The organism is Sporosarcina contaminans (assembly GCF_042679045.1).
In the GTDB taxonomy this organism is placed as follows: domain Bacteria; phylum Bacillota; class Bacilli; order Bacillales_A; family Planococcaceae; genus Sporosarcina; species Sporosarcina contaminans.
In genome coordinates this window covers 1-12,905 of the sequence record NZ_JBHTLT010000120.1, presented here as the reverse complement: position 1 = coordinate 12,905, position 12,905 = coordinate 1, and the positions used below count along the sequence as shown (strand labels likewise).

Here is a 12,905-nt window from a genome sequence, read left to right as displayed (position 1 = left end):
GAGACATCATCGCTGGTTTGTATTTAAGACTGGTCGTAAGTTGGAGAACGACTATTTAGTTTGTAGAAAGGGACGATATTGGTGGAATGGGAAATATGTAAAGTAACAAGTAACAACAAAGAAGAGCTATTGTCATTGCGTGTGGCGGAAGAGCAAATGCAGTTCATCGAGACGATTGAGGAAAGCCTTTTAGAAGCAGCGCAATGGAAGGAGTTTCGGCCAGTCGGTTTATATGTTGATGGTGTACCGGTCGGTTTTGCTATGTATGTTTTTTTAGGTGATGGCAAGGGAGGCGGCAATTTGTGGATTGATCGCTTATTAATTGATGAAAACTTTCAAGGAAGAGGATATGGCCGTCATTTTATGGAGCTGTTAATTCAACGGGTGCTGGACGAATATGGTGAGCAGCCGATTTATTTAAGTGTCTATCCAGAAAATACAGATGCTATTCGACTGTATGAGAAGTTAGGATTTGTATTTATTGGCGAATATGATACGAAAGGTGAACAAATTATGCGGAAGAGCAGTTAATTGCTGAATTGGGGCCATCGCATAAAACGTTTCTCATCGATGGCTAATCATTGGTATTTAAAAAATCTACACTTGTTAAAGTAAATAAATACGCCTAATAGGCAATTTAATGTTATAGTTAGAAAGTATATTTACAAGTGAGTAGGTGAACAGCATGATTGAAGTAAAGACGTCTGCACTTAGTGATGGAGAATTCAATAGAGGGGTATTTGCTACATGTGATATTAAAAAGGGAACGATGGTGCACGAAGCTCCCGTCATTGCATACCCAAATGACCAACACGCCTACATTGAACAAACGTTAATCGCTGACTATGCTTTTGAGTATGGAATAAATCATTCTGCAATCCTCTTAGGATATGGAATGCTGTTTAATCATTCCTATGAGCCGAATGCTACGTACGAAATTAGCTTTGAGAAGCACACGTTTGACTTTTATGCGTATACAGATATCAAAGCTGGGGAAGAAATTTTAATTAATTATAATGGTGACGTGGATGATAAAGAACTTCTGTGGTTTGATCAGAAGTAACCCTATTTCGCACATCACCGTTTTGAGCGACGCAAGGATGATTCGATTCTTGCGTCTTTTTTATGGTTATCGCCATTTTTATGCTCTTTCTTTGAATCAAAATCGATCACTGCCTTCGCAATGATGCCAATGAGGCCGATCATGATCCCTGTACCAACGATCAAATACATAATGGTGAACACTTTTCCAATCGTCGTTGTTGGACTTAGCCCTGTTTCTACACCGGTCGGAATGAGACTGACCGTTCCAAAATAGATCGCATCTATTGTCGTCCATCCTTCCACTTTCGTATAAAATAGTGTGCCGGACAAAACGATGAGCAACAATGTAAAGAGCAATGATTTAAATACTGGATGGGCGAAAGACTTCACAATCGCACCGATCAATCGAATTGCTGTTAAGAAAAATGAGACCATTACGTATCCTCTTCCAATTAAAGTTTTTCTGTTTTAATTCTTGGCGAAACTTAGCTAAGTTAAACGGATAGGAGGATCGGCTGCTTTTTACAAAATGTTTAGAGGCTCCAAAAGCGCATTTTATCTTATTTAATATGCATTCTAAGCCATTCCATGAATTTTTTAAGTAGCGGATATTCCTTAAAGAAGTAGTGAAAACAGCATAAGCTCTCTTTAGCATGAAACAAATATATTGCATTGATGCACATATAAAATTATTGTTTTGAAAAAGAGAAAGTTGTATGATAATTGACGTAGCGCCTTTGCAAAAGAAGGCGATATTTCGGGAGGTGATGTGAAGATGGCAAATCAAATGGCATTGCTATCTTCTAAAAAAACTCATGCAAAGATAGATGAAGAAAAGGCGATGCTTTGCATGGGGCGAATGGTTGATTAATCGCTTAAAATGAAGTTTCTCCATTTCTGATTGTAAATCTTTGCACTTTGTTTGAGCATAATGAAAACAGAGGAGCTGACAGAAATGAAGAGTGAACAATTTATTAGAAACGATCAATATAATGTAATAAAACGACAAGTATGGCAATTGGTGAATGGACATTCGACTGTCAATGATCAGCAAGTCATTGGTGCACTTGAATCACTGTCTATCGAAAAAGTAGGCGATTTATTTACAGAGTTGACGGGCGAACAAAAAGAGATTCTCAATCAACTTGCTAAAATTGACGATAAAGAAGCAGCCGAACGATATTTGTCGGAGCTACAGTCCTATATTATTCCGTTCCAACAACCATCGGAGCAAAGATTGAAAAAGCTGTTTCCAAAGGCGAAAAAGCTGAAGCTGCCGAAAGATGGCATAAATTTTAATAGAATGACTTATTTCAGTTACGATGATATTGGAACGAAAAAAAGATATATGATCATGCCGACAGAGAAGGGTATGATTGGGCTGACGGGTACGTACGAGGAAACAAATACTAAGCAAATATGCGCAATTTGTAACAGATTAACCCTATCTTATATGTTTATGACAAAAACAAAGGGTGAAATCGTCGGTACGTATACGAAAAAAGGGAACTACATTTGCCAGGATACCGAAGATTGTAATCATCATTTGCTTTCTTTGGATAAAATATATGACTTTGTTGAGAATATAAAATAAAGCAAAAGAGCTGCCCCAAGCTGGTCATTGACCTACTTGCGGGGCAGCTCTTTTTGCAATGAACTTATAAATCCCGTAGCTCTAAAATTTCTCCAGTGACAGCATCGACAGCTTGCTCGGAGTCGATCAGTCCGCATAAAATATACTTCTTAGACTCTGTGTCATACACATAAACAGGATCAAGCGTAATAGAAGGAACCATCTTTTCGAAAGCCGTATCGTGGTCAATCAGCGGTTTAGGTGCAGGTGCGAATGAATCGAATATGTCAAACATCTTCTCGTTGTTGAATAGATTGACGACCGTCATGGACTCCCTTTCGATAAAAAGTCCTATCTTTGGCCGGAAAAGTGCATTGTCCGTATTGGCCGCATAACAGTACGCCTCGATATGTGAATAGGCGGGGCGCAGTTCTTTCAATCGCCACTTCCCGCTATCATCCGGATATTCCATCCGCAATGCGTCACGGATAATATTCACGCAGATGCCAACTTGTTCATCCGTTAAGCCAATTTCTTCTTGCGTGTCCTCATTGAAGGCCTCATCAGCGGTTGCTTCCGAGGAAAGATCGATATATTTTCTCTCGATTTTTCCACGTAACGGTTCATCCCATTCCATCAAATGATCGACTTCCATTCCCCGTTCATCGAATAGAAAAGGCAGGCAACGTTTGCCATCAGCGGTTACGTAAACTTCGTCGATTGCATAAACCGGTACAAATTTCTTTTCAGCCTCGGAAGGAATGTTGACAAGTGTAAGATGTGCTTTGACAGTCGGTTCGATTTCTTCGAGTGTTAAGTTGAAATTCTGTTTTTCAATTTTGGATAAATCCGGTGCGACTCCAAAAGTAGAGAAGGAAAGAAGTTTCCCGTCATCCGTAATTTTTACATTCAGATGGAAGCTTGGTGAAATTCGGATCCCATCCACACGAGAGATAAATTGAAACTCGTCTTCACTCGCTTGTTCCGCGAAAAAATCCTGACCATACGTCAAGCCTGTCTGCCTTTCCAACCAACTCGCAATTTCCTCAATTGTTTTTTCTTGAAAAGGATGGGCGGTTGAGTAAGATTTCCCCATTACAAAAACAACATTTGTAAAACGATCTTGTTGGATGTCGTAATCAATACTTGCAGTGCCATCAGGATTTTCATCCTCTTCGATCGGCCCGTCGTACTCGACAGGAAACCATTCCATATTCATTTCATAACCTTTTCCATTCCTCTTTTTATAAAATGAATACCTTTTTAGGTCATATTTTTCAAGCCCAAATTCAATGCGCGCCTTATCGGCGATTGCTTGTACCCGTTTGTCCATAAAAATACCCTCCGATCATCGTTGCTTTCATTATAGCAATACAATTATGAAACGATAATAAAAAATAACTTTATGCTGAAGCTTAAAAGTGGAATCGAATAGAGAGAAAATTCAACGATTGTATTATTGTTAGTCCTACTTCATTATAAATAAAAAGATTATAGAATATATGGAGGGTTGCTGATGGACAAATGTATAGAATAGGTGTAAGTAACGATCGAATAAACTTTCTATCCTTTTTATGGAAATATCTAAAATAATGAAGGGAGTAGTATATGCTTACGATCACCACATACATTGAACAAAAAAATTTGGATTCGTTCTACTTTACCAAAGAAAATTTTCAAGACTATTTTATTTCCTTAAATGACCCATTATCAACTCAAGTTGTTAATAGAAGATTAAAAAAGCATAAGGGCCATAGGTTAGAGGGTGTAGTCATTATTCAAACAAACGATACTGTTATGACTGATTTTATGGATTGGGATGATATTGATTTAATGTGGATTGGTATCCTGCAAATGATGTTGGAGTATAAAAAAACAGGTGTTGGAAAGCACTTTATGGCCATTAACAATCATGAATGGATTATTAAAAAAGTCATTACAAATCCAGAGAACTTGATTCTATTTAGAGTAAAAAGAAATCCTCTGATTTTTGAAGGCACAAACCTTTACAAAATTCATAAAGAAACAAAAAACGTTGTTAATGAAAAAGAGTTTTTTTCTGAAATTCTTCAGGCTGCTAATGAATTTATTTGTTTTAGAGAAAAACTATTTAAAATCGGGAGTATAGGCAAGTTGAAAGAATTAATGTCTGAAATTCAATTCGATGATCATGAGGAGAGGAAGTAGTACAATCACTAGTTTTTCATTTAAGTCGCCCTTTCAATCTATTGATGTTAGAAAGTGTAGCATGTCTAATGTTCCCTATGCATGATCAGTATCCTTTTCATTCTGGCAAATAATCAATCATAAACACCTATGTTATTCCTACTTTTAAAAGAAGTAGATAGCCATAGGTGTTTTTTCGTTATGTGTTTCGGAATTGTAATGGAATTATTGAATAACAATTACGCCATCTTTTGTTTCGGTAGAAAGTATATTAGAACCAGCGCCAATAAGATGTGTTTTGTTATCGTATTTTGGCAATGAAATCTTTATATTTTCACCAGTTGTTAGTAATTGAAGTGAGGTTAATTGAAGCCCATGAAGGAGATATTACTGTTGAGAGCGCATTGCAATTAGGCACTAAATTCACAATAACATTGCCGATGTTACGGTGTTAGGAAGTTCAAACTCCAACGCATTTCCGTCAAAGTGAAATTGATAGATACAATGAATAAACCCTTTAGATCAACTTATTGATGTAAAGGGATTTTTGAATTCTATTTGGTTGCCAAATACAAGTTATTACCTATCTCTGCTGATAAGACGCCAAATTTATGCATAGAGTGGAAATAAAGCTCCAAGTACGAATTAGGAGGGAGGAGCCTATGCAAAAGAAACTCTTTTGCCAATTGTTTCTTAGTACATGCCTATTAGCCGCTTGTTCGTATGATAGTGAAAAAGCGTTGCAAAATGGAGATGTTATTAATATGCACGGTCCGGTTTACAATGCCACAGTCTTTGAAGAGTTCCTAAAGAGTGTCCAAGCGAAAAGCGCAGCCACTGTCCGAATTGCCAATTATACGCCAAATGGAAATCCGACATTGTACGATGTATCTTTTGATGGAACTGTATTCGAACTAAAAATCGATCGGTCGAAAAATAAAGAACGGAGGGACAGCCCTGCCATAGAGAGTGTAATTTGTACCGATATAGTGACCGAGGAGGGGCAACAATTATTTAGCTATACATTGGAAGGGTGTGAGTCAGGAGAAGATAGCGATCGCTTTACACTACTAAATGTTTTGAAAGATCAAGACCATGACCATAATCATTAGTACTATATAGTAGAAAAAGCGACATCCAAGCTATTCAAGCTAATGGACGCCGCTTTTTCTTTATTTCATTGGCAAGTCGAATGTAACCGATTTTTCTTTGAACAAATTTTTCGCATCGCTATCCTTCAGCGGACCGAATTGGAGTTGCAGTTCTTTCAATAGACCGAACTCATCTTTTCGGAAAAGGTAGACTGATAGAATTTCCTCTGATTCACCTGGCTGTAAGTCGCCATATTGAGTCGGTTCCAACATTCCTTGAGATGACATTGTGCCTCGGTTCTGATCCAAGATGAGTCGTTTTTCAATCAATGATTTTGCAATCGCTTCATTGCTGTCGTTCTTAACTTGGAATTTTGCTGTCAGTGCAACGAGCGGACCGTCGCCGAAGTTGACAAATCGACCTTCATTCGCAGTTGTCGGTGTTATATCAGCGTATTGGACTCCTTCAAGTGTAATACTCACTTCATCGATTTTCTGTGTTTCATTCATATCTTCTTTAGAGAAAAACAGTTCTTTATCCGCAATTGTGTCTGTTACCATCTTATCTGCGTAAAGTGCAGCACTTTTTGAAGCTTTTTCTGCTCCATCTTCGTTAAATGGAATTTTAAAAACAGCGTCATTGCCGATGCGTTTTTTGAAGTCATCCTCTAACATTGGAATGTCAATCGTGTACGTCGGAGCCAATAGGCGTTCGTACTGAGCTTTCGTCATTGTATAGGCTTGCATTCCAGTATATGTGCCAGGGCCGTATTGACGGGTAACATCTTCATTATCGCCTTTCAGCCAGTCATCCCGATCGACAAGACCAATTTTCATATACAAGTTTTCTGTACCATCATCTGAAAGCATCATTGTACTCGCATTGAAAAATACATCTTCATCCAAATTGTTTTCGAATTGCAGTTTGTATGTAATGACGTATCCTTCATCTTCGTCGTCAAAATAATGTTTGACCGATTCGTTCATGTTGGTCACATGGGCGATTTGGTATTCTTCAATCGCAATTTTCACTTTATCCGAATACTTGTGGACTAAGTTCGGGTCTGAATTTGCAAACACAATTTCAATATCCCCGCCTGTTTCTTCTTCTAAATACGGATTCATATTTTCAAAGGAATCTCCACTTGTATCTTTTTCTACTGTTTCTGTATTGTCTTTCGTTTCGTCTTCATCAGGTTTATTATCTTGATTGTCATTTTCCTGTTCAGCTACTACTTTTTTTGGCTGTGCAGCAGCGGAAACATCTCCATCCTTCTCTTGCGACTTTCCGCATGCGCCGAGGATGAGAATAGCAGCCATGATGCTGCCGATCATCATTCGTTTCAGATTCATGTATTGCACTCCTTTGTACAAATAATTTCCTAATAATTGTAACAGTTAATTGGTTGACAAAAAGAACTGTTTTTAAAATGAGCCTTAAGTGGTTGATTTTACCAATGGGTATTCAATAAGTCCTGAAATAAAGGCGACGTTAGTAAAGTAATGCACTTGTGATTTTGGTCCAAAACTACCTATCGAAGAGGAAATCGGTAAAGTGTTCAATTTCTTTTTATGAAAAAAATGTACAATGGAATAGATCGAATGGAAATGAAAGATTTTGCTTTAAAGAGGGATGCTTGTTATATCATTTGAAGGGATGAGATTATGTTGTATTTAGCAACAATTTCAAAAGATAATTGGATAGATGCCATTTCATTGAGGGTTCGGGAAGATCAAGTGAACTTCGTCGCATCAAATGCTGTTTCGCTTGCACAATTAAATTTTCTTGAAGGCTTCCATGCGAAGGGGATATACGCTGAAAAGGAAATGGTTGGATTTGCAATGTACGGAGTCGATGAAGATGACGGTGAGTATTGGATCTATCGAATGATGATTGATCAAAAACACCAAGGCAAAGGATACGGAAAACGAGCGATTCAACTAATTATCGAAGATATTCTGAACATGAAATCGGATCGTCATCAGAACATTTCTTTATCATACGAACCGGAAAATAAAGTCGCGAAACAACTTTATGAGCAAATAGGGTTTCAGGAAGTGGAAGGCTTCTTGATTGAAGGGGAACAAGTAGCCCGCTATACGTTTTAGAAAAAACGGTTCGACAATGTGTTTTGATTGAAAAAGGATTGTTTATAAGGTCGGTGAAATAGGACACTTTTATTTGATGTAAGCCGAATCGTCAAAAAGAAAATAAGTATTTGTAGGGATCGAAATAAGTTAGGGGGTATGGAGAATGAAAATTGAAGAAGAGAGACGAATAGCGAAACGAATGCCTGAGCTTCGTAGAAAAGAATTGACTTCAAGACTGACATCCGAAGAACAACAGGAGCTTGATTTGATGGTGGCAATAAAAGCGGAAAGTTATCCAGATAGGACGAAACTGCAATACGCAGAAACGGTCAGATTGACGGCTATCCGAAACTTTACGTTTAAAGAGGTTACACGGAAAAAATCACTGTTTCAAAAGATGCTGAAGCAGGAGAACTTGAAAGAATATGAGCTATTGATCCAAGACGAGGATACAGACGTGGCACAATATGAGCTTCATTTTACATTTGCGTTGGAAATCCGGCAGTTGATGGAAGAGGTTGGGCTCTCGTATGACTGGCCAAAAATGTTACCTGCAATTGACGATTTGGCCTATTCGGACGTCATGGAAGAAGACGATAAAGCGTGGTTTGAATCACTTCCAGACTATAGTTGGTGTAGCGCCAAACTACAAGAGGCAAGTGGACTTCAAGAGAAGGCGGCTGCTCACGGTGAGGAGATGGTCCAGACGATTGATTGGCTGCAGACATACTGGGAAAATGGGTATCAGATTTATGCAGATATTGATCCTTATGATAATAATGACGGTTGGGAATGAAATATATAAATTGATTACTCAAAGGTAGTTTCAAGAGTAGTGGCTTTCTGATCCGCATACAACACACTGTGATGGGATGTGTTTGTGAGATGATTTATGCGTGCGGGTGGTCGATTATGCGCATACGGGATGATTTATGCGTGTGGGTAATCGTTTATGCGCATACGGGATGATTTATGCGTGTGGGTGGCCGTTTATGCGTTTGCGATGTCGTTTATGGTGCCGAGGAGTTCATTTTAGTAGTGAACGACGAAGGAAAGCTGTATAAACATAAGAGCATAACGAAAATGCTATTCCTCTGATAAGATGAAAGAAAAAACGGCGGTGATTCGAGTGAAAGAGAAAATATTGATTATTGAGGATGAAGAAAATATCGCGCGCGTATTGCAGTTGGAGCTTGAATTTGAAGGATATGAAACAGGTGTTGCACATACGGGGCCTGATGGGCTCATTAAATATCGTGAACAGGCGTGGGACTTAGTGTTGCTCGATCTTATGCTGCCTGGGCTGAATGGACTTGACGTTCTACGACGGATACGGGCGACCGAGTCGAATACCCCTGTCATATTATTGACTGCGAAGGGCGAGTTGGAGGATAAAGTTGCAGGACTTGACTTAGGTGCAAATGACTATGTAACAAAGCCATTTGAAATCGAGGAACTGCTTGCAAGAATCCGTTCGGCAATCCGGTTTTCAACACCAGCGGTCAAGGAAAAGGACGAATATCTCCACGAGTTTGCAGGTTTGTCAATCCACGAGCAAACACGTGAAGTGAAGCGGGACGGGGTGTTGCTTGATTTGACGCCGAGGGAATACGACTTGCTGCTTCATTTGCTGAAACATCCAAATCAAGTCCTTACAAGGGAACAGTTGCTGGACGCTGTTTGGGGCTACGACTATTTCGGCGATACAAATGTCGTCGATGTGTACATTCGTTACGTACGGAAAAAAATCGATAACGGGGATAAGCAGTCGTTCATCCAAACCGTCCGTGGCGTTGGCTATGCATTAAAGGAACCTGTCCATGAAGCTTAAAACGAAGATTCACCTATACTCTATACTTCTTATGCTTGTCATACTTACCGTAACGAACATCGGTATCTACTTTGTATTCGAAAAGATGGGGCATCGTACGGAATATTACCAAATGCTTGTCCGTGCAAAGGAACTCACGACGTCTCTTAGCCAAATGAACGAAGAAAAGGATGCGAGGACGATTATTATTGCACATGTACCAGCGAACGGTGCAATCCGGATTGTCGATGATCGAGGCAAGACGATTGTCACAACACAATCTGAACTTGGATTGACTGAGGGGAATTTTGTTATTAACCCGAAAGAGCGTTACACGATCGGAAGCTTTAATGAAATAAAGACAATGGCAATCACTGTTCCAGCAATTTGGACAAATGGTGAAGTCGTCCACATTGAAGTTTTGCAAGTAATGGAAGAATTAGAAGCGAGCTTGCGGTTGCTGAAGCTAATTTTGTTTGGCGTCACGATTGTTGCCATGGTACTGATTGTTGTGGGTCTAAGCATAACGTTAGGACGCATTGTCATACAGCCGATTGAAAAGCTAATGAAGACAATGTCTGACAGCAGGCGGTTAGGAACGTATGAAAAAATTTCAATATCTGCTAAAGGCAAGGATGAACTGTCACAAATGGGCAGGACATTTAATGACATGATGGAGCAGTTGGAACAAAATTATAAAAAGCAAGAGCAGTTCGTTTCAAATGCTTCTCATGAACTAAAAACACCGCTCACAGTTATCGAAAGCTATTCACGGCTCTTATCTCGTCAAGGGTTTGACAATCGTGCGGTGGCGGAGGAAGCCGTCAATGCAATTATAAGCGAATCGGTGAGGATGAAAGAGATGATTGCCCAAATGCTGTCACTTGCAAAAAATAATGAAAAATTGACTTTTGAATTTGCAGAGACGGAAGTCCGATCAGTTGTCGAGAAAGTGGTGCAGCCGATGCGTCAGGCGTACGCGAGGGATTTTACGATTGAAGGGGAAGGGCCCATTGAGCTGCGTACAGATGAAAACCAGTTAAAGCAGCTACTTTTTATTTTATTGGATAATGCTCGTAAATATAGTGAAAGAGAAATTAAAACAATAATTCGCAGCAATGAGGATAGCGTTGAAATTTCGGTAATGGATTACGGACAAGGAATACCGGAACAGCATTTGCCTCATATTTTTGACCGTTTTTACCGTGTCGATGAAGACCGAAACCGAAAAACAGGCGGCAGCGGGTTAGGGCTTGCGATCGCTAAGGAAATCGCTACGGGACTTGGAGCGCAGTTGAAAATTGAAAGTATCGTCGGAATGGGAACAACCATTCGTATTATCATTCCGAAAAAGTGAGGCTCTCATCGATTTTTAATATTGAAGGAGTATGCTTGTCGTAAGGAGTGGTGTTCAATTGAATCTCATAAAAAAACCTTGGTTCCTACCGATCGTGCTAACCATTCTCATTGTTTTTATAGGGAATTATTATACGAAGCAATTCATTACACAAGCGGAAACTTTGCCGGAAGATAAAGTCCGCACCCAGCTCGAAGGCATGTATGATGGAAAAGTCGATCGGCTATCCTTGAAAGGTTCGATGTATGAAGCGGAGCTTGTGAGGAACAATGGCGCTTATTTAGCAGAAGTCGATGCAGAAACGGGGAAAGTGCTGTCTTTAATTCAAACGAAGGAAAATAAGGTGGATGAATCAATCGCTTCCAATGAGGAGACGGTTGGTCAACCGGAAGCAACACAGCAAAAGCCGGTTGCAAATAAAAAAGAAAAGCATGCAGAATCGCAAACACCCTCGAAAAAAGAAACTGTTCTAATTACAGAAAAGGAAGCAGTAAGCATTGCGCTGTCTCAATTAAATGGGGAAGTAGATGACGTCGATTTTGTTAAAACGACTGATGGGGGCTATTATTTAGTTGAGATCGAAGTAGAAGATGACAGTCGTGGTGATGAAGCGATTTACCAAATACATGCGATCTCTGGAAAGATTCTTTCAGTTACATGGGATGATTGATTTTGCCCTGACATAATAGAGACCGTCGAAGAACTAATTTCGGCGGTTTTTTTGTCAGTTTGGATGGAAACATGACTTCTCATCAATTTCTAATAAACCTCTAAAACTCCTATCATAATGTCGAGGTATGATAAAAGTAATTAGAAAAGGAGGGAATCGATTATGAATAAATGGATGATCATTCCTGCATTGGCGGGAGCAGTAACAGTAGGCGGCGTGGCATTGGCGAATGATTCGTCAACGGACGTAGCAAGCGACGCGAACGAAATGTTGACATTGAAAGAAGCTAAGGAGTTGGCGATCGACCAATATGGCGGTAAAGTTACTGAAATTGAACTTGAAAAGAAAAAATCGGGCTATGTATACGATGTGGAAGTGAAGTCGAACGGAATCGAATACGACTTGGATATCGATGCCATCACAGGGGAAATCGAGCTTGAAAAACAATCAAAAGACAAACAATCCGTAACCAAAACGGATGCTGAGGCGCAAGATTTGAAAGTTGTTGATTCACCAAAATCAACTGCAACGAACGGAAAGATGCTTACAGCGGACCAAGCAGTTGCAATTGCGCAGAAAAAAGCACGGGGCACAGTAACGAAGGTCAAGGTCGACACTGATGATGGCCGTAAACATTATGATATCGAAATAAAAGATGGCACATACGAATACGATTTTGAAATCGATGCGTATACAGGAGACATTATTGAGTATGAAAAAGAGTTTGATGATGATAAAAAACAGTCTAACAGCAAAGTGAATGAAACGAATAAAACGATGCTCACAGAAGATCAAGCAATTGCAATTGCGATGAAAAATGCAAAAGGGCACGTAACAGAAATTGAATTGGATTACGAAGACGGTCGAAAAGTGTATGAAATTGAAATAGAAGATGGCAAATATGAATATGATTTCGAAATTGATGCAATGACAGGTGAAATTGTGAAATTCGAAAAAGACCGTGATGATGACTAATGCGAGGAGGGCTGCTATGGCAGCCCTCAGACTGTAGACAAAAGGGTTGGAAATCGAATTGATTTCCAACCCTTTTGTCAATTATGAAGTTATTTTAACGGAAAAAGGCCTTTTTATCTCGTAATATT

At 39.4% G+C, this 12,905-nt stretch carries 14 protein-coding genes; 11 read left to right on the top strand and 3 right to left on the bottom strand.

Annotation, left to right across the window (positions count from 1 at the left end; all coding sequences use genetic code 11):
- The first annotated feature begins 81 nt into the window (after positions 1-81).
- Both ACFQ38_RS14535 and ACFQ38_RS14530 read left to right on the top strand, forming a co-directional pair.
- Positions 82-531 (top strand): GNAT family N-acetyltransferase, encoded by a 450-nt coding sequence (locus tag ACFQ38_RS14535; protein WP_381481818.1) that lies wholly within the window; start codon positions 82-84, stop codon positions 529-531.
- Positions 532-685: 154 nt separating this feature from the next.
- Positions 686-1,063 carry an SET domain-containing protein gene (locus ACFQ38_RS14530; protein WP_336824123.1) on the top strand — a complete coding sequence of 126 codons (378 nt, stop codon included), beginning with the start codon at positions 686-688 and terminating at the stop codon, positions 1,061-1,063.
- A gap of 14 nt (positions 1,064-1,077) precedes the next feature.
- Here the strand turns inward: ACFQ38_RS14530 and ACFQ38_RS14525 are convergent, their stop codons facing one another.
- The gene (locus tag ACFQ38_RS14525) at positions 1,078-1,479 is read right to left on the bottom strand and encodes an ion channel (protein WP_336824124.1); all 402 of its coding nucleotides are present in this window, start codon (positions 1,477-1,479) and stop codon (positions 1,078-1,080) included.
- 520 nt (positions 1,480-1,999) lie between these two features.
- On the opposite strand from ACFQ38_RS14525, the gene ACFQ38_RS14520 reads away from it, so the two are divergent.
- Complete coding sequence (locus tag ACFQ38_RS14520; RefSeq protein ID WP_381481815.1) at positions 2,000-2,638, top strand: FusB/FusC family EF-G-binding protein; 639 nt, start codon at positions 2,000-2,002, stop codon at positions 2,636-2,638.
- A gap of 64 nt (positions 2,639-2,702) precedes the next feature.
- Here ACFQ38_RS14520 and ACFQ38_RS14515 read toward each other — a convergent pair whose 3' ends face one another.
- Positions 2,703-3,950, bottom strand: a complete 1,248-nt coding sequence (locus ACFQ38_RS14515) for a hypothetical protein (RefSeq protein ID WP_381481813.1) — start codon at positions 3,948-3,950, stop codon at positions 2,703-2,705.
- Between the two features lie 275 nt (positions 3,951-4,225).
- Here ACFQ38_RS14515 and ACFQ38_RS14510 point away from each other — a divergent pair, with 275 nt between their 5' ends.
- The gene (locus tag ACFQ38_RS14510) at positions 4,226-4,804 is read left to right on the top strand and encodes a hypothetical protein (RefSeq protein WP_381481811.1); all 579 of its coding nucleotides are present in this window, start codon (positions 4,226-4,228) and stop codon (positions 4,802-4,804) included.
- Positions 4,805-5,445: 641 nt separating this feature from the next.
- Complete coding sequence (locus tag ACFQ38_RS14505; RefSeq protein WP_336824128.1) at positions 5,446-5,895, top strand: DUF4362 domain-containing protein; 450 nt, start codon at positions 5,446-5,448, stop codon at positions 5,893-5,895.
- Positions 5,896-5,955: 60 nt separating this feature from the next.
- Here the strand turns inward: ACFQ38_RS14505 and ACFQ38_RS14500 are convergent, their stop codons facing one another.
- Entirely contained in the window at positions 5,956-7,227 is a 1,272-nt protein-coding gene (locus ACFQ38_RS14500) for a DUF5068 domain-containing protein (protein ID WP_381481808.1), read from the bottom strand.
- 312 nt (positions 7,228-7,539) lie between these two features.
- Here ACFQ38_RS14500 and ACFQ38_RS14495 point away from each other — a divergent pair, with 312 nt between their 5' ends.
- The 6 genes from ACFQ38_RS14495 (at position 7,540) to ACFQ38_RS14470 (ending at position 12,777) form a co-directional block, all read left to right on the top strand.
- On the top strand, positions 7,540-7,983 hold the full coding sequence (locus tag ACFQ38_RS14495; protein ID WP_381481806.1) for a GNAT family N-acetyltransferase: 444 nt from the start codon (positions 7,540-7,542) through the stop codon (positions 7,981-7,983).
- A gap of 145 nt (positions 7,984-8,128) precedes the next feature.
- Positions 8,129-8,761 carry a hypothetical protein gene (locus ACFQ38_RS14490; RefSeq protein WP_336824131.1) on the top strand — a complete coding sequence of 211 codons (633 nt, stop codon included), beginning with the start codon at positions 8,129-8,131 and terminating at the stop codon, positions 8,759-8,761.
- A gap of 333 nt (positions 8,762-9,094) precedes the next feature.
- Positions 9,095-9,796: a response regulator transcription factor gene (locus ACFQ38_RS14485; RefSeq protein WP_381481804.1), complete on the top strand. Its 702-nt coding sequence runs from the start codon at positions 9,095-9,097 to the stop codon at positions 9,794-9,796.
- On the top strand, positions 9,786-11,132 hold the full coding sequence (locus tag ACFQ38_RS14480) for a sensor histidine kinase (RefSeq protein ID WP_381481802.1): 1,347 nt from the start codon (positions 9,786-9,788) through the stop codon (positions 11,130-11,132). Before ACFQ38_RS14485 ends, ACFQ38_RS14480 begins: the two co-directional genes overlap by 11 nt.
- Before the next feature lie 58 nt (positions 11,133-11,190).
- Positions 11,191-11,802 (top strand): PepSY domain-containing protein, encoded by a 612-nt coding sequence (locus ACFQ38_RS14475; protein WP_381481800.1) that lies wholly within the window; start codon positions 11,191-11,193, stop codon positions 11,800-11,802.
- Between the two features lie 162 nt (positions 11,803-11,964).
- Positions 11,965-12,777 carry a PepSY domain-containing protein gene (locus ACFQ38_RS14470; RefSeq protein WP_381481798.1) on the top strand — a complete coding sequence of 271 codons (813 nt, stop codon included), beginning with the start codon at positions 11,965-11,967 and terminating at the stop codon, positions 12,775-12,777.
- The last annotated feature ends 128 nt before the right edge of the window (positions 12,778-12,905 follow it).

Bases quoted from the DNA above. Each gene is read 5' to 3' on its own strand.
- ACFQ38_RS14530 (WP_336824123.1), top strand. From the start codon at position 686: ATGATTGAAGTAAAGACGTCTGCACTTAGTGATGGAGAATTCAATAGA.
- ACFQ38_RS14525 (WP_336824124.1), bottom strand. From the start codon at position 1,479: ATGGTCTCATTTTTCTTAACAGCAATTCGATTGATCGGTGCGATTGTG.
- ACFQ38_RS14520 (WP_381481815.1), top strand. From the start codon at position 2,000: ATGAAGAGTGAACAATTTATTAGAAACGATCAATATAATGTAATAAAA.
- ACFQ38_RS14515 (WP_381481813.1), bottom strand. From the start codon at position 3,950: ATGGACAAACGGGTACAAGCAATCGCCGATAAGGCGCGCATTGAATTT.
- ACFQ38_RS14510 (WP_381481811.1), top strand. From the start codon at position 4,226: ATGCTTACGATCACCACATACATTGAACAAAAAAATTTGGATTCGTTC.
- ACFQ38_RS14505 (WP_336824128.1), top strand. From the start codon at position 5,446: ATGCAAAAGAAACTCTTTTGCCAATTGTTTCTTAGTACATGCCTATTA.
- ACFQ38_RS14500 (WP_381481808.1), bottom strand. From the start codon at position 7,227: ATGAATCTGAAACGAATGATGATCGGCAGCATCATGGCTGCTATTCTC.
- ACFQ38_RS14495 (WP_381481806.1), top strand. From the start codon at position 7,540: ATGTTGTATTTAGCAACAATTTCAAAAGATAATTGGATAGATGCCATT.
- ACFQ38_RS14490 (WP_336824131.1), top strand. From the start codon at position 8,129: ATGAAAATTGAAGAAGAGAGACGAATAGCGAAACGAATGCCTGAGCTT.
- ACFQ38_RS14480 (WP_381481802.1), top strand. From the start codon at position 9,786: ATGAAGCTTAAAACGAAGATTCACCTATACTCTATACTTCTTATGCTT.
- ACFQ38_RS14470 (WP_381481798.1), top strand. From the start codon at position 11,965: ATGAATAAATGGATGATCATTCCTGCATTGGCGGGAGCAGTAACAGTA.